The organism is Mannheimia sp., assembly GCF_056854775.1.
Genome location: NZ_JBXGGI010000019.1, coordinates 1 through 19,558, shown reverse-complemented (window position 1 = coordinate 19,558; position 19,558 = coordinate 1). Strand labels below are relative to the sequence as shown.

Sequence of the window (19,558 nt, the reverse complement as noted above, 5' to 3'; positions counted from 1 at the left end):
TAAGCACCGAATTTGAAAGAGCTTATTGCTTTAAAATATAGATAATTTAATACAACTTAGTTAAAGTTTACTTGTGGTGCTTTATCCGAGCCTGCTTCAGATTTGAACTGTGGTTTTGCTTTAAAGCCCATAATCATTGCTGCTAATTTAGTTGGGAATTCACGCACTTGCTTGTTGTATTCTTTCACTTTTTCGTTGAAGTTATTGCGTTCAACGTTAATGCGGTTTTCTGTACCTTCTAACTGTGCTTGTAAGTTTAAAAACGCATCGTGTGCTTTTAACTCAGGGTATTTCTCAACTGAAACCAATAAGCGTGAAAGGGCAGAGTTTACACCTTGTTGGGCTTCTTGGAATTTCGCCATTTGCTCTTCGGTTGCATTGCTTGGGTCAATGGTTACCGCAGTTGCTTTCGCACGAGCTTCAATCACAGAAGTTAAGGTTTCTTTCTCAAAGTTAGCTTGACCTTTTACGGTGTTTACTAGGTTTGGAATTAAATCCGCACGGCGTTGATACGCAGATTCTACATTACCCCACACGGAATTGATGTCTTCTTCCGCACGCATTAAATCGTTATATTTTGTTAATGAATAACCGCCAATAGCAAGAACAGCGATCAATAAAATCCAAAAAATCTTTTTCATTATTAGGTCCTATAAATAAAAGAGAGTGAAAAATTACGTTTATTGTATAGGTAAAATGCCGATATAGCTAGATTACTTACAAATTTTTGCATACCATATTAAAAGACAGAGAATTATTTACAAATTTTAATGGTAAAGCCAAATGCTTAAAGGAATTTTAGCCTCACTTTCGGCAAATTTATTGTTTGGAATCGTTTATTATTTTGCGGTTTTACTTCGCCCGTTAGATGGCGAGGCGATGTTTGGCTTTCGGATAGTTGTTGTTATTCCATTTATCCTTTTTGCCATTATATTGTTTAAGCAACATAAGCATTTTTATGGGCTTTTGCAAAAAATTCGTGAAAATCCACCGCTTGTAGCGATTATTTTACTGCTTGCGTTTAATACAGGTGTACAACTTTGGTTATTTTTATGGGCTCCTAATCACGGGCAGGCGTTGCAAGTTTCGATTGGTTATCTTTTGTTACCGATTGTGGCAGTCGCACTCGGTAAAATTGTGTTTAAGGAGCAGTTCACTCCGTTAAAATGGTTTTCGCTGGGTTTTGCAATGATTGGCGTTGGTAGCAGTTTGATTGCTTCAGGCTCAATTTCTTGGGCAACTTGGGTAGCTGGGTTGGGCTATCCGCTTTATATTACCCTTCGCCGCTATTTTCAAATCAATAACTTAGCCACATTTTTTGTGGAATTATTGCTGGTGCTTCCTTTCGCCTTGTATTATCTCAGTCAAGTAGAAATGAGCCAAGTTGTTGTTGAAAACCCAAATATCTATTTCTACCTCGCATTACTCGGTTTAGTGAGCGGTAGTGCTTTTATTCTTTACATTGCCTCCAGTAATTTACTGCCAATTAATGTATTGGGATTACTAGGCTATGTTGAACCGCTGGTAATGTTACTGATTTCATTTGCTATCGGCGAAACACTGGATTCCAGCTCCTATATTTTAATGGTCTGCTTGCTGGTTTCGATTGGATTATTGAGTTGGGATAGTTTTCGTGAAAGAAAGTGAATTTCTATTACATAAAAATAAAAACGGAGCATTAGCTCCGTTTTTTGTTCGTAAATTATTCCGCTTTTTGTTTGATTGTAGCGTAAACCACACCTGTTACTACTGAACCGATTGCGATTGCAGCTAAATACATTAATGGTTGTGATACAAATGGAATGACGAATAAACCACCGTGAGGGGCTTGTAAGGTAATGCCTAAAGCCATTGAAATTGCACCTGCGGTTGCACCACCTAAGATTGAGCTTAGGATTACACGAATAGGATCTGCTGCCACGAAAGGTAATGCACCTTCTGAAATAAAGCATAAACCTAGCACAAATGAGGCTTTACCCGCATCACGTTGGTTGGTGTTGAACTTGTTGCGAGCAATTAAGGTAGCAATAGCCATACCAATTGGTGGCACCATACCTGCTGCCATTACCGCTGCCATTGGCATATATTGTTGTGAAGCAATTAAGCCCACGCCGAAGGTATAAGCCGCTTTATTCACCGGACCACCCATATCGGTACACATCATAGTGCCTAGTACAATACCTAAAATGATTGCATTGGTTTGCCCCATTGTGTTTAACCATTCTACTAATGCGTCCATTAATGCTTTCACCGGTGGATTAATGAAGTAAATCATTAATAATCCAACAATGGCTGAACCTAATAGCGGTAAAATTAAAATTGGTTTAAGTGAAGTTAAACTTGGTGGAAGTTGGATTGCACTGTTTAAGAATTTCACTGTATAACCGGCAAGGAAACCCGCTACGATACCGCCTAAAATCCCAGCTCCGGCTGTGGTTGCCAGCATACCGCCAATTAAACCTACCGCTAAACCCGGGCGGTCAGCAATAGAGAAGGCTACATAGCCTGCGAATACGGCAATCATTAAGTGGAATGCTGCACCGCCACCGATGTCCATTAATGCTTTCGGTAATCCGCCTGCGATGGTTTCATCTTTAAATGCTTCAATACCAAACATAAATGAGATAGCAATTAACAAACCACCTGCAACAACAAGCGGTAACATATGCGAAACGCCTGTCATTAAGTGTTTGTACAAGCCTTTTTTCTCGCCTGTTGCAGCTTCTGCATTATCGGCTTTTGCTACACCACCTTCGTAAACTTTAGCTTGTGAAAAGGCTTTTTCAAACTCTTGGGCGGTTTTCTTTAAAGCTAAACCTGTTGATGTGCGATACATCGGTTTGCCTTTGAATTTCTCTAAATCCACATCAATATCAGCGGCAACGAAAACCAAGTCAGCTGCGGCAATTTCTTCCGCAGAAATCGGGTTGCCAGCACCCACTTGTCCACGAGTTTCAACTTTCACATTCCAGCCTTGAGCTTTCGCATAGTTTTCAATCGCTTCGGCAGACATAAAGGTATGAGCCACACCTGTTGGGCAAGCAGTAACTGCAACGATGTTCTTCACGCCTGAAGTAGAAATTGTTGGTGTAGTAGTGGCATTTGCAAAAATTTGTGCATTTTCGACCGCTTGTTTAAGGCTGGTTTCAGGTTGAGCAAAGGCTTGCTCTAAATCTAAAATTGCTCCTTTCTTACCAGCTGCTTCTGCGGTGATGTTATTATCAAATAACACAACAAAATCAGCTTGGTTGGCAGGTACAACATTGTAGCCTTGCTGTTTAGCGGCTGTGCTTAATACTTCATTCACTAAGAAACGGCGAGCGTTACCAAGTGTTTGAGGGAAGACAAAAGAAATATTCATTTGGAGTTCCTATATGTAAATAAAATTCGTTGTAGGACGCACGAAGTACGTCCCTATATTTTATAATTCTGCAATTTTTACTTGTTCTGCAAGTTCATCAATCACTTTACGATCTTCCACTCCCACGTTGCTTTGAGCAACTGCATTTGCAGAAGTTGCCGAAGCAAATTTAAGGATTTGGCTTTTATCCCAATCTTGAGAAAAACCGTAAATCAAACCAGCTACCATTGAATCGCCTGCACCTACGGTACTCACCACATTTTCACAACGAGGTGGTTGAGCTTGTAACACGCCTTCATTATTGAGCCAGAGCGAACCTTGTTCACCCATTGAAATAATGACATTTTCAATACCTTGACTGCGTAACTGTTGGGCTGCTTCAATAATCTCTTCGGTTGAATTTAATGCTCGACCCACTAATACTTCAAGCTCTCGGCGGTTTGGTTTGATTAGCCAAGGGTGAGCGGTTAAACCAGAGGTTAGAGCCGCATTACTTGTATCTAACACCACTTTTAACCCTTGCTGATGTAAAGATTCCAACCACTCGGCAAATTGCTCCGGGCTTACTCCACGAGGGAGAGAGCCACAAACTGCGATTAAGTCAAATTTATCTTTCCATTGGGAAGATTGTGCGACAAAGTTTTCCCAGTGTTGAGCTGAAATTTCAAAGCCTAAGAAGTTAAGATCGGTTACATCTGCTTCGATTTCAGTAATTTTTACGTTGATGCGGGTTTTACCCTGAATACGATAAAATTCGTCATTTAAACCATTCTGTTTAAACGCATTAACGAAATCGCCTTGATTTTCTTCGCCTAAAAAACCTGTTACAGCAAGGTTTGTGCCTAAATCAGCAAGCACTTTTGCCACATTAATACCTTTACCGGCAGGGTATAAGCCTAAAGTTTCAACGGTATTTACTTCGCCAATTTCAATGCGTTTTAGTCGTCCGACTAAGTCAAAGGCAGGGTTTAGAGTTACAGTTGCAATACGCATAATTTTTCCTTATTCGCCTAAACCTGCTTCAATTGCTGCACCGATGGCAGTAAGAGCCGCTTCAGCATCATCGCCTGTTGCCACAAAACGCAGCGTTGTGCCTTTGGTTACACCTAAGGCAACAATTTTCATTAGGCTTTTAGCACTGACAAGCGGTGAATTTTTATCAACATTTTGCACTTCAATTTTTGCATTGAATTTTTTCACTTCGTTTACTAATACGGCACTTGGACGAGCGTGTAAGCCGTGTTCGTTTTTAATCACGAATGTCGCTTCTTTTTGGTTTTCTACAGGAGCAGATACAGTAGCTGCTTCAGCTTGAACCGGTGTAGAAACAGAAGCACTTTCAATCGTATCTTCAATTTCCGGCACAAAAGAAACACTTTCGCCTAAACCTTCGGTAATTGCTTTTTGTAATGCTTCAATCGCTTGTTGTGCATCATCACCTTCAGCTACAAAACGTAAACGGTGTCCTTTACTTGCTCCTAAAGCAACCACTTTCATCGCACTTTTTGCACTTGCTGGTGGTGTGCTACGGTCTAAGTTTTCAACCGTGATTTTTGATGTGAATGGTTTAACCGTTTGCACTAGAAGTGCTGCCGGGCGAGCGTGTAAGCCGTTGTCGTTACGAATGGTAAATGTACCAATAACTTGGTTACTTGCAGAAGCTTGAGTGTTTAATTCTGCTGTTTCGCCTTTTAATAAAGCGATAATTTGAGCGGCATTCGCATTAGCAAATTGAGTACGAACGTCTGCTTTTAATAATTGAGCTAATAGAGATTGTAAGCTGCTATCTGTTTGAGCAACGGTAACTAGCGTTTGACCTTGTATATTACGAGCAACGGCTAAGCCGTTGGCTTGGTTGCCTTTGGCTGAATCTGTAATAAATAGATTGTTGCCTAAATTTAAAGCATTGTTTGAAATCACATCACTCATAAATGCTTGGGAAACATAGCCTTTTTCTTGTAGTTTTGCTGCGTTAATTGCAGAGAGAGTAATGAGGCTTGAAGATTCAACGTTTAAGGAGACAAGCTCTTCACAAAGAGTAGGGAGATTTTTCTTACCGCTTAAAACCGCAATAAATTCATCAAGATTTTGTGTTTTTGCAAGTTGGTTTGCGGCGTCTTCATCACTTAAAACGGTAGTAAGTTGGCGAAGTAAGGTTAGATGCTCATCTGATTTTGCTGCAATACCGATAACGACATAAGCCTTATTGCCTTCTCCCCATTCAACACCTTCTGGTAATTGGATAATTTGCACGCCTGTTTCTTTTACTAAATCACGGGTATCTAATGTACCGTGTGGAATGGCAATGCCATTACCTAAAAAAGTTGAGGTTTGGGTTTCACGGGCAAGCATTCCGCTTTCATAGCCCTCAGCAACATTGCCATTTGCGACTAATTCAGCTGCAACAAGGCGAATAATCTCTTCTTTGCTATTTGCTGAGCTATTTAAACGGATGTTTTTTGCCGATAAATTAAGCATTTTAACTCCTTATTTTAAGGTTGATTTTTAAAACTAAATTTGCGAGCTAGTTTACTCTATTTTTGCTAAACCGTTATAGCTAAATAAAATTAAAATTTATGAAAATGTGATCTAGCTCACAAATTTGGTGGTTAATTCTTTATTCACGAACTAAATCGATTTAGTTATAAAAATTATTTTGTGATTTGTGTCAAAAAACAGAATAAATCTACTTCTTTTATTTTTATTTAGTGATAGAGTAGAACTACTAAAATATGAGTATTAAACGTTTAAGCAAGGAGTGCCTATGCAAGATTATATTTACTCCGACAGAGATTTAACCTTTATCGAACAACTATCACTCGGTTATTGTAAAGATCCTTTTTCCTATTTAGGCATTCATTCTATTGATAATGGTATTGTCATCAGAGCGTTTCTCCCTTCAGCTATCGCTTGTCAAGTTATTGATTCAAAAGGAAAACCTGTGTCGTCGATGTTAAAAATTGATGATAGAGGTTTTTTTATTGCCGAAATCATTGGTAAAAAAATTGATTTTTCTTACCGCTTGTTAGTGGAATATGAGGGAGAAACTTTAGATATTGAAGATCCTTACCGTTTCAAAACTCACATTCAAGAGCTGGATAATTGGTTATTTGCCGAAGGTAAACAGCTCCGTCCTTATGAAAAATTAGGGGCTCATTTAGTTACTCAAAATGAAGTTGGTGGCGTGCATTTTAGCGTTTGGGCACCTAATGCTTTGCGTGTTTCGGTAGTGGGCGATTTTAATCATTGGAATGGACTAGTCCATTCAATGCGTTTTCACCCGGATTCAGGAATATGGGATATTTTTTTGCCGAACGTTAAAAAGGGAGCGTGCTATAAATTTGAAGTGTTGGATAGCAACGGCGTGTTACGTTTAAAATCTGACCCTTACGCTTTTGCCTCTCAGTTCCGTCCGGATACGGCATCAATTGTGTCGGGTTTACCAAGCATCGTACCGTTAGAGAAAACTTGCCGTGCGGCAAACGCTGAAGATAAACCGATTTCCATTTATGAAGTGCATTTAGGTTCTTGGCGACGAAATGTGGAAAATAACTATTGGCTAAGCTACGAAGAGTTAGCCGATGAACTTATTCCTTATGTCAAAGATATGGGCTTTACCCATATTGAACTCCTTCCGATTTCCGAATTCCCATTTGATGGCTCTTGGGGTTATCAAACTACCGGTATTTATTCCCCAACCAGCCGTTTTGGCACGCCCGAAGGCTTGCGTTATTTTATCCAAAAAGCACACGATAAAGGCATTGGCGTGATTTTAGACTGGGTGGTGGGGCATTTCCCAGTTGATGAACACGGTTTGGTCTATTTTGATGGCACACATCTTTATGAACACGCTGATCCGAAAGAGGGCTATCACAAAGATTGGAATACCTTGATTTTTAATTACGGCAGAAATGAAGTGAATAATTATCTGTCGGGTAATGCGTTGTATTGGATCGAACGTTTCGGTATTGATGCGTTACGGGTGGATGCTGTAGCTTCAATGATTTACCGTGATTATTCCCGCTCAGACGGAGAGTGGATTCCAAACAAATACGGCGGACGTGAAAATTTAGAAGCGATTGATTTCTTACGCCACACTAACAATATTTTACGCAATGAAAGTCAAGGTGGTGCGGCGATTGCCGAAGAATCCACCTCATTTGCCGGGGTTTCGCATCCAACTGAACACGGAGGCTTGGGCTTTAACTACAAATGGAATATGGGTTGGATGAACGACACTTTACGCTATATGCAAAAAGATCCAATTTATCGCCGTTATCACCATAATTTAATGACTTTCGGAATGACTTACCAATATAGCGAGAAATTTGTGCTGCCGCTTTCTCACGATGAAGTGGTGCACGGCAAAGGCTCATTACTGAACAAAATGCCGGGAGATTGCTGGCAAAAATTTGCGAATTTGCGGGCTTATTACGGCTATATGTGGGGTTATCCGGGCAAGAAATTACTCTTTATGGGAAATGAATTTGCACAAGGTAAAGAGTGGAATTTTGAAGAGAGTTTGGATTGGTATCTGCTCGGCGAAGATGGCGGTGAATGGCATAAAGGTGTACTAGGTTGGGTGAAAGCCTTGAACCGTTTATACACCGAAACACCGGCACTTTTCGAGCAAGATTATGACCCAGCAGGTTTTGAATGGCTTGTGGTGGACGATCACGATAATTCTGTATTTGCCTTTGAGCGTAAAGCAAAAAATGGTGAGAGCGTGATTGTGGTTAGCAACTTTACCCCTGTTGTTCGCAAAGATTACCGCATTGGCGTAAATGAATTAGCGGAATATAAAGAGATCTTAAATTCTGATTTAGCCTCTTATTGCGGCAGCAATGTGAGCAATGCAGATAGATTTGAAAGTGAGGAAGTTGGATCGCACGGTAAGCCATATTCTATCAATATTACGTTACCGCCGCTTTCCACGATTTTTATCACTAAAACGAAAAAGCAAAAAGCTGTGCAGAAAAAAGTAACTAAAAAAGCAAAGTAGTAAATATAAATGAAGTTTTTTAGAGGTAAACCATTCCCTCTTGGCAGTTCGCTCTGCATACAAGCGGGTAAATTTGGCACAAATTTTGCAATTTTTTCACAAAATGCGACCGCTATTGAATTGTGCCTTTTTGATGAAAGTAATCAAGAAACCCGCATTCCAATGAGTGCAAGTGAACATACTTGGCATATTTTTGTTGAAGGTGTGAAAGCAGGTACGAAATATGGCTATCGAGTTAAAGGAGAACAAAACGAGCAAGCAGGCTTGCTGTTTAATGCAAATAAGTTGTTGATCGACCCTTATGCCAAAGCTATTGAGGGAATGCCTGATCTGAGCAGTGAAGAGGCTGTAAAGTGGTATGCTTGGAATGATGAGCGAGATAATGGACAGATTGCCCCAAAATCTGTAGTAGTTGATGAACACTTTGATTGGGAAGGGGATAGTCAGCTTTTCACCCCTTGGACAGAAACCATTATTTATGAAGTGCACGTTAAGGGGTTCAGTCAGTTAAATCCTGCTATACCACAAGAAATTAGAGGAACTTTTGCAGGATTAGCTCATAAAAATTCCATTGAGTATTTGAAAAAACTGGGTATCACAGCGGTAGAATTATTACCAATTACTTACCATATTGATGAACCTCATTTACAAAAGCAAGGCTTAGTAAATTATTGGGGATACAATGTTTTAGGTAATTTTGCGGTTGATCCGAAATTGGCTTCAGATAAGCAAAATCCGCTTAAAGAGTTTAAGCAATTAGTGAAAACGCTACACAAAGCCAACATTGAAGTGATTATGGACGTAGTATTTAACCACACTGCTGAAGGTGGTAAAGACGGTGCAATGCTCAGTTTTAGAGGGCTTGATAACCACGCATATTGGCTAAACGAGCAAGGCGAATATGAAAATTGGACAGGTTGTGGCAATACACTTAATTTAACCAATCTTCATATTCTCCGTTGGGCAATCGATTGCTTATGTTATTGGGTGGACGAGTGCCACGTGGACGGATTCCGTTTTGACTTGGCATCGGTGTTAGGCAGAACCCCAAGTTTTTCCGAAAAAGCGGACTTTTTTAAGGCAATCCAAAGTTGCTCGAAACTCGCTCATATCAAATTAATTGCCGAGCCTTGGGATATTGGTGGTGAGGGCTATCAACTTGGTAAATTCCCCGAGTCGTTTTACCAATGGAATGATCGTTATCGTGATGATATGCGTGCTTTCTGGCTACATAATCAGGGCGATCTAGGCTTATTTGCCTGCCGTTTTGCCGGCAGTGATGATATTTTTTCCAAACATTCCGCCTCGAAAAGTATTAATTTTATTACTGCTCACGATGGTTTTAATCTGCAAGATTTAGTCAGCTATAACCAAAAACATAACTTAGCGAATGGCGAACAAAATCGTGATGGGCATAATGAAAACTTCAGCCATAATCACGGTATGGAAGGTGAAACAGATGATGAATCGGTAAAAAAACAGCGAGAAATGACCGCTTGTGGCTTATTGGCAACCTTACTTCTTTCGGGGGGCGTGCCAATGTTATTTGCCGGCGATGAAATGGGACATACTCAACAAGGCAATAATAATGGCTACTGCCAAGACAATGAAACCACTTGGTTAGATTGGGAAAATGCTAACCAAGCTCGGATAGGTTATGTTGCCGAACTCATTGCATTACGAAAAAAAATCCCACTGCTTTCAGCCCAAAATCAATGGTGGGACAGTCAATCGGTTCGTTGGATCAGTGCATTAGCAGAACCGTTGCAAATTGAAGATTGGCATAATAATAGCTTAAAAGAAATAGCAATTTTATTACAGGATAACTGGTTGATTTTGGTTAATGCCAAACGCCAGAAACAGCAATTTTTATTGCCTAAAGGCTGCTGGAAAGTGGTTATCGGGCAAAAAAACGGTACTTTGATGACAGAAACGCAATCAGTTACGCTCAATAATATGGGAGTATGCGTACTTCAAAAAAGTGATGGAATTCACACAAAAATATTGGAGACACAACATGCTTAACCAAGAATCAACCGCTCTTGTTGCAAGACAAGATTTGACGAATGAAACGTTGGTTTTAATTTTAGCCGGTGGACGAGGTTCTCGTCTTTATGAATTAACAGATAAACGTGCAAAACCTGCTGTTTATTTTGGGGGAAGCCGCCGTATTATTGACTTTGCGTTATCTAACTGCATTAACTCAAATTTATTAAAAATTGGCGTTATTACGCAATATGCCGCTCACTCACTATTGCGTCATTTACAGCGTGGTTGGTCGTTCTTACCTTATGAGCGTAACCAATATATTGATATGTTGCCTGCTCGTCAGCAATTAGATGAAAACACTTGGTATCGTGGTACAGCTGATGCGGTTTATCAAAATATGGCGATGATGAAATCACACTATCGTCCGAAATATGTGATCATTTTGGCAGGCGACCATATCTATAAAATGGATTACACTCAAATGCTAAAAGATCACGTTGATCAAGGTGCTAAATGTACGGTGGGCTGTATTGAAGTGCCACGTTCTCAAGCCTCAGAATTTGGGGTAATGGCGGTAAATGAAAAACTAAAAGTGAAAGAATTCGTGGAAAAACCGGCTGATCCACCGTCAATGCCGGGTAAACCTGATTCGTCTTTAGCCTCAATGGGAATTTATGTATTCAATGCAGATTATCTCTATGAAATGCTAGAAAAAGAGGCTTCAACACCGGGAACATCGCACGATTTTGGTAAAGACATTATTCCAAAAGCAGTAGAGCAAGGCGTGTTATACGCTCATCCATTCGAGCGTTCTTGCAAAGGACGTAATGCAAGTGGTGCAATTTACTGGCGTGATGTAGGAACAATTGATAGCTATTGGTCTGCTCATATGGATTTAGTTTCTGAAGATCCTGAATTGGATTTATATGATGAGTCTTGGCCAATTCACGGTCGTCCACAACAAACTGCACCGGCACGTTTCTTCTATAACCATACTCGTGCAAGAACCTTAGATAACTCATTAATTGCAGGTGGCTGTGTGATTACCGATGCTGAAATCAGTAACTCGGTGTTATTTAACCGTGTTCACGTTGAATCAGAATCTGTTATTGAGCATACTGTTATTCTTCCACAAGTTACTATCGGCAAAAATTGTGTGATTAAACGAGCGGTGATTGACCGACATTGCGTAATCCCGGACGGTTTGCAAATTGGGGTTAATTCGGAAGAAGATGCTAAAAATTTCCGAGTCAGTAAAAATGGAATTGTATTGGTTACGCGTTCAATGCTAGATAAGCTGGCAGGTAAAGAAGTTAATACGGATATTAAATATACAATTTAAATATTGATGCTATAATACTTCGGGTTTAAATACCCGAAGTATTATTTTCAAGCGGTCTAAATTTAATAAAAATTTGCAACACAATTAAATGGTAAAAAATGAAAATTTTACATATATGCTCGGAAATGTATCCGCTGATTAAAACAGGTGGACTGGCTGATGTTATGGGGGCTCTGCCTTTTGCTCAACAACAAGCAGGTAATGATGCCAGAGTATTAATTCCTTATTATCCTAAAGTTGCTCAAACCTTAGGTGAAACCGTAGAAGTGGCAACAATAGGTACTTTTGCCGGTTTAGTTACGATTCGATTTGCCTATTTCAACGGATTAGGCGTTTATGTAATTGATGCACCACATCTGTTTATGCGTGATGGTAATCCTTATCACGATGCGAATTATCAAGATTATATCGATAACTACAAACGTTTTGCGTTATTAGGCTATATAGGTGCTCAACTTGCTCAAGGCTTGGATCACTGGTGGGGTTCAGCCCAAGTGTTACACGCTCACGACTGGCAGGCAGGTCTTGCTTGTGCTTATCTGAAAAGCTGGGGTAGCAACGTCAAAACCGTATTTACTATTCATAATATTGCCTATATAGGGCGTTTTAATGCGTTCCATCTGGCTGAGCTTGGTTTACCTTGGGAGTTTTTCCATGCTGAAGGCTTAGAGTTTTATGGTGAAATTTCTTACCTTAAAGCAGGTTTATATTTTGCTGATCGTATTACGACAGTAAGCCCAACTTACGCACGTGAAATTACTGAAGAGATTGCAGGGGCTGGTTTACACGGCTTACTTGCCACTCGCCAATATCAAGGCAGACTGAGAGGAATTCTAAACGGAGTAGATAGTGAAGTTTGGAATCCTGAAACCGACACCAATATTGTTGCTAATTATCGTCCAAACTATATGCACGGTAAAGCGAAAAATAAAGCGGAATTGCAACGTATTTTTGGTTTACCGGAACAAAAAGAAGCCCTATTAATGGTAATGGTTACTCGTTTAACCGAGCAGAAAGGGGCAGATTTCTTATTAGCGAATATTGATACGCTAATGCAGCACAATGTACAGATTATCGTGCTAGGCAGTGGTTCGCCGGATTTGGAAAATGCATTACGTTATTTCCAACATAAATACCCGAACCAAATCGGTATTAAGATTGGTTATGACGAAGCACTTTCTCATCAAATTATAGCCGGTGGCGATGTGATTCTTGTACCAAGCCGTTTCGAGCCTTGTGGATTAACTCAACTTTACGGCTTGAAATATGGCACATTGCCACTTGTTCGCCGCACAGGCGGATTAGCCGACACGGTATTTGATAGCCACAAAGAGAGCATTGAAAACCGCACCGCAACAGGTTTTGTGTTTGATTATCCTGATGCACCGGCGTTTTTAGAGGCGGCAATAAGAGCGATTAATTTGTGGCAAAAACAGAAGCTTTGGTCAAGTGTTCGCCAAAATGCGCTGGCTCAAGATTTTGGTTGGGCGAAAGTGGCTGAACAATATCAAAATTTATATCACGAAATTATTTAATATATTCAAAATATTATTACAAGCGGTTAAATTTGCAAAAAAATTTGTAAATTCAACCGCTTGTAATATCCATAAAAATTAGGAGATTTTACTCAATGAGCAGGCAGTCGTTAAGCCCCGAAATGATTAAAAGCGTAAAAGACGCAATTTTACATAAAATGGTATTTGCATTAGGTGTTGAGCCTCGAGATGCGAGCAAACGTAACTGGTTAAATGCCGCACTTCGTGTAGTGCGTGATTTATCTACCGAAGAGTGGCTACAAACTCGTCGCAGCCAAGTTGCAAATGGAAGTCGCCGTGTTTATTACCTATCAATGGAATTTTTGATGGGACGTACTTTCAGTAATGCGATGATCTCGGAAGGCGTTTATGAGCTTATTGGTGCTGCGTTAAAAGAGTTAGGGCAAGATCTTGAAGATATCATTAATGAAGAAGGCGATCCGGGCTTAGGTAACGGTGGTTTAGGTCGATTAGCTGCTTGCTATTTAGATAGCCTTGCGACAATGAAAATCCCTGCTATTGGTTACGGCATTCAATATGAATATGGTATGTTCCGCCAAGAAATCCGTAATGGTGAGCAAGTAGAGCAGCCTGATGAATGGTTGGAAAACGAATTTGTATGGCCATATCTACGTTCAAGTAAACGTTTCCCTGTCCGTTTTGGTGGAAAAACCTGGCGTGAAGGTAAAAAAGTAGTGTGGCAGCCGGAAGAAGAGATCACCGCTCAAGCACACGATCAGCTGATCCCAGGCTTTGAAACTACCTCAACGAATAGCTTACGTTTATGGTCTGCTCACGCTTCAGGTAAAGGCTTTGCGTTATCAGAGTTTAATCGTGGTGATTATTTTGCTGCAATGGTTAAACAGAATAGCTCAGAAAACGTTTCTCGTGTGCTTTATCCGGACGATTCTACTTATAACGGTCGTGAATTACGTTTACGTCAAGAATATTTCCTCTGTTCGGCATCTGTGCAAGATATCATCCGCCGCCACGAAGCAGAATTTGGCTCTTGTGTAAATTTAGCAGATAAAGTGGCAATTCACTTAAATGATACCCACCCAACCCTTGCAGTGCCTGAGTTAATGCGTATTTTAATTGATGAAAAAGGCTATTCTTGGGAGCAAGCGTGGGCAACCACTAGCAAAACATTCTTCTACACCAACCATACCTTAATGAGTGAAGCGTTAGAAACCTGGCCGGTGGAAATGTTAGCCCGTGTGTTACCACGTCATTTAGAAATTATTTTTGATATTAATGAACATTTCTTGGAAGAGGTGCGTAGCCAATTCCCGAACGATAATGATCTTATCTCTCGTGTTTCATTAATTGATGAGCAAGGTGATCGTCGTGTGCGTATGGCGTGGCTTGCAGTAGTCGCTTCTACAAAAGTAAACGGTGTGGCAAAAATTCACTCTGACTTAATGGTAGAATCGATTTTTGCAGACTTTGCTCGTATCTACCCGAACCGTTTTACCAACGTAACAAATGGGGTAACGCCTCGCCGTTGGATCAAAATTGCCAACCCGGGTCTTGCGAATATTTTAGATAAATATATTGGTGATAAATGGCTAACCGATTTAAGCGAGTTAGAAAAATTCAATGATTTTGCTGATGATGCTGATGTACAAGCTCAAGTTGCTGCAGTGAAATTTGAAAATAAACGCCGTTTAGCAAACTATATTGAAGAAACACAAGGTATCAAACTCAATCCGGAAGCAATTTTTGACGTACAAATCAAACGTATTCACAAATACAAACGTCAGCAAATGAACGTGCTTCATATCATTACGCTCTATAACCGTATTTTAAAAAATCCAACCGCAGATTGGACACCTCGTGTTTTCATCTTTGCAGGTAAAGCGGCAAGTGCGTATTATGCGGCGAAAAAAGTGATTCGCTTAATTAATGATGTGGCAAGTGTAGTGAATAACGACCCACGTATTAATGACTTAATCAAAGTGGTGTTTATTCCGAACTACAGCGTGTCGTTAGCTCAAATGATCATTCCAGCGGCAGACGTTTCAGAGCAAATTTCATTAGCAGGTACTGAGGCATCAGGTACATCGAATATGAAATTTGCCCTCAATGGTGCTTTAACTATTGGTACGTTAGATGGTGCGAACGTGGAAATTTTAGATCGTGTAGGTAAAGAGAATATCTTTATTTTCGGTAATGAAGTGGAGCAAGTGGAAGAACTTCGTCGCAACGGTTATTCACCTTATCACTACTACGAAAAAGACAGTGAATTGAATGAAGCGATTTCACAAATTCTAAATGGCAAATTCTCGCCAGAAGATCCATATCGCTACCAAGACTTGATCTTAAACTCTGGCGACTACTACCAAGCCTGTGCGGACTACCGTAGCTATGTGGAAGCCCAAGAGAAAGTTGCTCAAGCCTACCGCAATAAGAAAGCGTGGATTCGTTCGGCAATCATTAATATTGCCAATATGGGTTACTTCTCGTCAGACCGTTCGGTAATGGATTATGCCAATAACATTTGGAAAATCGAACCAATGAGCGAAGAGCAATTAAAAGGCGATTCAACGATGGATAGCATTATTGAAAGTTCAAACAAATTGTTGAATTTGAAATAATAATTGAGATAAAACGGTAAGAGAAATCTTACCGTTTTTGTTTTAGAGGGATTTGCAAAATATAGCAGAAAAATGACCGCTTGTTAGTTTGATTTCTCAACCGCAGTTAGCATTCCTCTCAACAAATTCAACTCATTGGTTTCAAGTTCTGCCCGTTGGTAAAGTCGGCGGAGCTTCAACATTACGGCATCATTGCGGATAAAGCCCAACTCTTTGTATAAACGTTCGGTGTGAGCGAAAAAATGTTCTAGGGCTTCTGCGGTTGGGTACTCTTTTGCCTCTACAAGCGGTCGTTTTTCTGCTGTTTTTTGCAAATATGCCATACGGATTTCATAGCTTGCCAGTTGCACTGCCATTGCTAAATTGAGCGAGCCATAATCGGGATTAGTTGGGAAATTGAGATGATAGTGGCATTTTAGTAGCTCTTCATTGGTTAGCCCAACACGTTCACGACCAAACACAATTGCGACTTTGCCAAGATTTGCACGGTTTATGACTAACTTCCCACAATCTCTGGGTTCAATTAAACTGTTTTGCAAATGGCGAAGTCTGGCACTGGTGCCAATAACCAGTTGGCAATCAGCTATGGCTTCATCAAAAGTAGCGTAAATTTGAGTGTTATCTAGTACATCTTTTGCCCCTGCGGCAAGGGCTTCAGCTTGTTCATCAATCGGTTGTTTAGGAGCTACTAAACGCAAATGGGTTAATCCCATCGTTTTCATTGCTCGTGCGGTTGAGCCGATATTAGCAGGGAGGGAGGTTTCAACCAAAATAATTTGGATTTGATCTAAAATATTCATTGAATTATTTCTTTTTTGTTAAATTTTTTACGCCAATAGTGTAGCAAATTTTTTGATAGCTTAAAATTTGAAAAAATACGAAATAATCCCGAAAAATAGTCAGATTTTTTTACAAATTTAGTTTATTTAATGGTACATTTAGACAGTTTTTTAACTTGAGTGAGGCTAATTATTTAGCCTTGAATAATAACAACCATACAGGAGTCTTTATGCTTATTGGTGTACCAAGAGAGCTGTTAGACGGTGAAACTCGTGTGGCGGCAACGCCTAAAACCGTTGAGCAGATTAAAAAACTTGGCTTTGATGCCCTTATTGAAAGTGGGGCAGGTTTTAAAGCCAGTTTTGAAGACAATGCATTTTTAAATGCAGGTGCAAATATTGGCACGCAACAAGAAGTTTGGAATGCAGACATTATTTTTAAAGTGAATGCCCCAACAGAAACTGAAATTGATTTAATCAAAGAAGGTGCGACTTTGGTCAGCTTTATTTGGCCTGCACAAAATCCGGAATTGATGGAAAAATTGCAGTCTAAAAAAATTAATGTGTTGGCAATGGATGCTGTTCCTCGCATTTCCCGTGCTCAAGCCTTAGATGCGTTAAGCTCAATGGCGAATATTTCGGGCTACCGTGCGGTAATCGAAGCGGCTAATTCATTCGGCAGTTTCTTCACCGGTCAAATCACCGCAGCAGGTAAAGTGCCACCAGCGAAAGTACTTGTGATTGGTGCAGGTGTGGCAGGTTTAGCAGCAATTGGTGCAGCAAATAGCCTTGGTGCAATCGTGCGTGCATTTGACTCTCGTCCTGAAGTGAAAGAGCAAGTGAAATCAATGGGGGCAGACTTCTTAGAAATTGATTTTGAGGAAGAAGGCGGCTCAGGTGACGGCTATGCGAAAGTAATGTCAGAAGAGTTTAACCGCCGTGCAATGGAGCTTTACGCAGCTCAAGCGAAAGAAGTGGATATTATCATTACAACGGCTGCTATCCCTGGCAAACCGGCTCCACGTTTAATCACTAAAGAGATGGTCGATTCAATGAAACCAGGTTCGGTGATTGTGGATTTAGCGGCAGCGACTGGCGGTAACTGCGAATACACCAAAGCAGGTGAAGTATTTGTAACTGATAACCAAGTGAAAGTGATTGGTTATACCGACTTCCCGGCTCGTTTACCAACGCAATCTTCCCAACTTTACGGTACAAACTTAGTCAATTTATTAAAACTACTTGCACCGAATAAAGATGGTCAAATCGACATTAATTTTGAAGATGTTGTGTTACGTGGCGTAACTGTCGTACGTGATGGTGAATTAACTTGGCCGGCTCCGCCAATTCAGGTTTCAGCTCAACCACAAAAACAAGCGGCTGCACCACAAGCGGTCAAAAAAGAAGAAAAACCTGCAAATCCAAAAGTGAAGTATGGCGTAATGGCTGGCGTAGGGGCATTATTCTTATGGATTGCTTCGGTTGCTCCGGCAGCATTTTTATCGCACTTTACCGTATTCGTGCTGGCTTGTGTGGTTGGTTATTATGTGGTTTGGAATGTCAGCCACGCATTACACACCCCGTTAATGGCGGTAACTAATGCGATTTCAGGTATTATCATCGTAGGAGCAGTACTGCAAATTGCACAACCTGTTGGTAATTTCTTTATTGATATTTTAGCCTTTATTGCGATTTTAGTTGCCAGCATTAATATTTTTGGTGGCTTTAAAGTAACGCAACGAATGCTGGCAATGTTTAGAAAAGGTTAAGGAGAACGAAGATGTCTTTTGGATTTGTTACCGCTGCCTATATTATTGCAGCACTTCTCTTCATTATGAGCTTAGCCGGTCTTTCTAAACACGAAACCGCAAAAGCCGGTTGTTGGTATGGTATTGTGGGTATGGGCATTGCCTTAGTTGCAACCATTTTTGGTCCACAATCTCACGGCACAATTTGGATCTTAATTGCAATGGCAATTGGTGGATTCATCGGTGTTAAAAAAGCGATTAAAGTTGAAATGACAGAAATGCCGGAACTTGTGGCAATTCTACACAGTTTTGTAGGTTTAGCAGCGGTATTAGTTGGTTTTAATAGCTATGGTTTACATATTGAAGCACCAATGCCGGCTTATTTAGTTAGTGAAGCGGAAAAAGCGGCATTCTTAGCAGAACAAGCAACACTTGCTAACATTCACAATGTTGAAGTGTTCTTAGGGATCTTCATCGGGGCAGTTACTTTCTCTGGCTCATTAGTCGCATTCGGGAAATTAAGTGGCAAATTATTTGGTCGTAAAGTCTCTTCTGCGGCATTAAATATTCCTCACAAACACAAATGGAATTTGGCAGCGATTGTTATCTCAATCTTCCTAATGACCGTTTTCTTAAATCATCCGGAAAATATTTTCCCTGTGTTGATTATGACTGCAATCGCTTTAGTGTTCGGTTGGCACTTAGTTGCTTCTATCGGTGGTGCGGATATGCCGGTGGTAGTATCAATGCTTAACTCTTATTCAGGTTGGGCTGCGGCAGCGGCAGGCTTTATGCTAAGCAACGATTTATTAATCGTAACCGGTGCGTTGGTAGGGTCTTCAGGTGCAATCCTTTCATACATTATGTGTAAAGCGATGAACCGCTCATTTATCAGCGTAATTGCAGGCGGCTTTGGTAATGAAGTGCAGTCTAGCAAAGGCGATGAAGAATATGGCGAACACCGTGAAACCAATGCGGAAGAAGTGGCAGAAATGCTGAAAAATGCAAGCTCTGTTATCATCACTCCGGGCTACGGTATGGCGGTAGCACAAGCTCAATATCCAGTAGCGGAAATCACGGCTAAATTACGCGAAAAAGGTGTGAACGTGCGTTTTGGTATCCACCCTGTGGCTGGTCGTTTACCGGGTCATATGAACGTATTATTAGCTGAAGCTAAAGTACCTTACGATGTAGTATTAGAGATG

At 40.5% G+C, this 19,558-nt stretch carries 13 protein-coding genes; 8 read left to right on the top strand and 5 right to left on the bottom strand.

The window, feature by feature from the left end:
- Positions 1 to 56: 56 nt before the first annotated feature.
- Positions 57 to 641, bottom strand: coding sequence for a LemA family protein (locus tag ACJHV0_RS01670; protein ID WP_483133201.1), 585 nt, complete (start codon positions 639 to 641; stop codon positions 57 to 59).
- 142 nt (positions 642 to 783) lie between these two features.
- Between ACJHV0_RS01670 and rarD the strand changes: the two genes are divergently transcribed.
- Positions 784 to 1,647 carry an EamA family transporter RarD gene (gene rarD / locus ACJHV0_RS01665; RefSeq protein WP_025235758.1) on the top strand — a complete coding sequence of 288 codons (864 nt, stop codon included), beginning with the start codon at positions 784 to 786 and terminating at the stop codon, positions 1,645 to 1,647.
- Positions 1,648 to 1,702: 55 nt separating this feature from the next.
- Here the strand turns inward: rarD and ACJHV0_RS01660 are convergent, their stop codons facing one another.
- The 3 genes from ACJHV0_RS01660 to fruB are packed head-to-tail and all read right to left on the bottom strand — an operon-like array spanning position 1,703 to position 5,839.
- Positions 1,703 to 3,361: a fructose-specific PTS transporter subunit EIIC gene (locus tag ACJHV0_RS01660; RefSeq protein WP_483133200.1), complete on the bottom strand. Its 1,659-nt coding sequence runs from the start codon at positions 3,359 to 3,361 to the stop codon at positions 1,703 to 1,705.
- Between the two features lie 60 nt (positions 3,362 to 3,421).
- Complete coding sequence (fruK, locus tag ACJHV0_RS01655; protein ID WP_483133199.1) at positions 3,422 to 4,354, bottom strand: 1-phosphofructokinase; 933 nt, start codon at positions 4,352 to 4,354, stop codon at positions 3,422 to 3,424.
- 9 nt (positions 4,355 to 4,363) lie between these two features.
- On the bottom strand, positions 4,364 to 5,839 hold the full coding sequence (gene fruB, locus ACJHV0_RS01650) for a fused PTS fructose transporter subunit IIA/HPr protein (protein ID WP_483133198.1): 1,476 nt from the start codon (positions 5,837 to 5,839) through the stop codon (positions 4,364 to 4,366).
- 286 nt (positions 5,840 to 6,125) lie between these two features.
- Between fruB and glgB the strand changes: the two genes are divergently transcribed.
- The 5 genes from glgB (at position 6,126) to ACJHV0_RS01625 (ending at position 15,826) form a co-directional block, all read left to right on the top strand.
- Positions 6,126 to 8,363 (top strand): 1,4-alpha-glucan branching protein GlgB, encoded by a 2,238-nt coding sequence (glgB, locus tag ACJHV0_RS01645; RefSeq protein WP_483133197.1) that lies wholly within the window; start codon positions 6,126 to 6,128, stop codon positions 8,361 to 8,363.
- 9 nt (positions 8,364 to 8,372) lie between these two features.
- Positions 8,373 to 10,388, top strand: coding sequence for a glycogen debranching protein GlgX (gene glgX, locus ACJHV0_RS01640; protein ID WP_483133196.1), 2,016 nt, complete (start codon positions 8,373 to 8,375; stop codon positions 10,386 to 10,388).
- Positions 10,381 to 11,694: a glucose-1-phosphate adenylyltransferase gene (gene glgC / locus ACJHV0_RS01635; protein ID WP_025235764.1), complete on the top strand. Its 1,314-nt coding sequence runs from the start codon at positions 10,381 to 10,383 to the stop codon at positions 11,692 to 11,694. The genes glgX and glgC overlap by 8 nt, the downstream gene beginning before the upstream one ends.
- 98 nt (positions 11,695 to 11,792) lie before the next feature.
- On the top strand, positions 11,793 to 13,229 hold the full coding sequence (gene glgA / locus ACJHV0_RS01630) for a glycogen synthase GlgA (protein WP_483133195.1): 1,437 nt from the start codon (positions 11,793 to 11,795) through the stop codon (positions 13,227 to 13,229).
- Between the two features lie 95 nt (positions 13,230 to 13,324).
- Positions 13,325 to 15,826, top strand: coding sequence for a glycogen/starch/alpha-glucan phosphorylase (locus ACJHV0_RS01625; protein ID WP_483133194.1), 2,502 nt, complete (start codon positions 13,325 to 13,327; stop codon positions 15,824 to 15,826).
- Between the two features lie 83 nt (positions 15,827 to 15,909).
- On the opposite strand, the gene trmJ is transcribed toward ACJHV0_RS01625, so the two are convergent.
- On the bottom strand, positions 15,910 to 16,626 hold the full coding sequence (gene trmJ, locus ACJHV0_RS01620; protein WP_483133193.1) for a tRNA (cytosine(32)/uridine(32)-2'-O)-methyltransferase TrmJ: 717 nt from the start codon (positions 16,624 to 16,626) through the stop codon (positions 15,910 to 15,912).
- Positions 16,627 to 16,835: 209 nt separating this feature from the next.
- On the opposite strand from trmJ, the gene pntA reads away from it, so the two are divergent.
- Together pntA and ACJHV0_RS01610 are read left to right on the top strand one after the other, a co-directional pair.
- Entirely contained in the window at positions 16,836 to 18,374 is a 1,539-nt protein-coding gene (gene pntA, locus ACJHV0_RS01615; protein ID WP_334235767.1) for a Re/Si-specific NAD(P)(+) transhydrogenase subunit alpha, read from the top strand.
- 11 nt (positions 18,375 to 18,385) lie between these two features.
- On the top strand, positions 18,386 to 19,558 hold a 1,173-nt coding region (locus ACJHV0_RS01610), incomplete at its 3' end, for an NAD(P)(+) transhydrogenase (Re/Si-specific) subunit beta (protein WP_483133192.1).

Excerpts from the sequence above, each read along its gene's own strand:
- ACJHV0_RS01625 (WP_483133194.1), top strand. The coding sequence starts at position 13,325 with ATGAGCAGGCAGTCGTTAAGCCCCGAAATGATTAAAAGCGTAAAAGAC.
- glgX (WP_483133196.1), top strand. The coding sequence starts at position 8,373 with ATGAAGTTTTTTAGAGGTAAACCATTCCCTCTTGGCAGTTCGCTCTGC.
- fruK (WP_483133199.1), bottom strand. The coding sequence starts at position 4,354 with ATGCGTATTGCAACTGTAACTCTAAACCCTGCCTTTGACTTAGTCGGA.
- glgC (WP_025235764.1), top strand. The coding sequence starts at position 10,381 with ATGCTTAACCAAGAATCAACCGCTCTTGTTGCAAGACAAGATTTGACG.
- trmJ (WP_483133193.1), bottom strand. The coding sequence starts at position 16,626 with ATGAATATTTTAGATCAAATCCAAATTATTTTGGTTGAAACCTCCCTC.
- rarD (WP_025235758.1), top strand. The coding sequence starts at position 784 with ATGCTTAAAGGAATTTTAGCCTCACTTTCGGCAAATTTATTGTTTGGA.
- pntA (WP_334235767.1), top strand. The coding sequence starts at position 16,836 with ATGCTTATTGGTGTACCAAGAGAGCTGTTAGACGGTGAAACTCGTGTG.
- glgB (WP_483133197.1), top strand. The coding sequence starts at position 6,126 with ATGCAAGATTATATTTACTCCGACAGAGATTTAACCTTTATCGAACAA.
- ACJHV0_RS01670 (WP_483133201.1), bottom strand. The coding sequence starts at position 641 with ATGAAAAAGATTTTTTGGATTTTATTGATCGCTGTTCTTGCTATTGGC.
- fruB (WP_483133198.1), bottom strand. The coding sequence starts at position 5,839 with ATGCTTAATTTATCGGCAAAAAACATCCGTTTAAATAGCTCAGCAAAT.
- ACJHV0_RS01660 (WP_483133200.1), bottom strand. The coding sequence starts at position 3,361 with ATGAATATTTCTTTTGTCTTCCCTCAAACACTTGGTAACGCTCGCCGT.
- glgA (WP_483133195.1), top strand. The coding sequence starts at position 11,793 with ATGAAAATTTTACATATATGCTCGGAAATGTATCCGCTGATTAAAACA.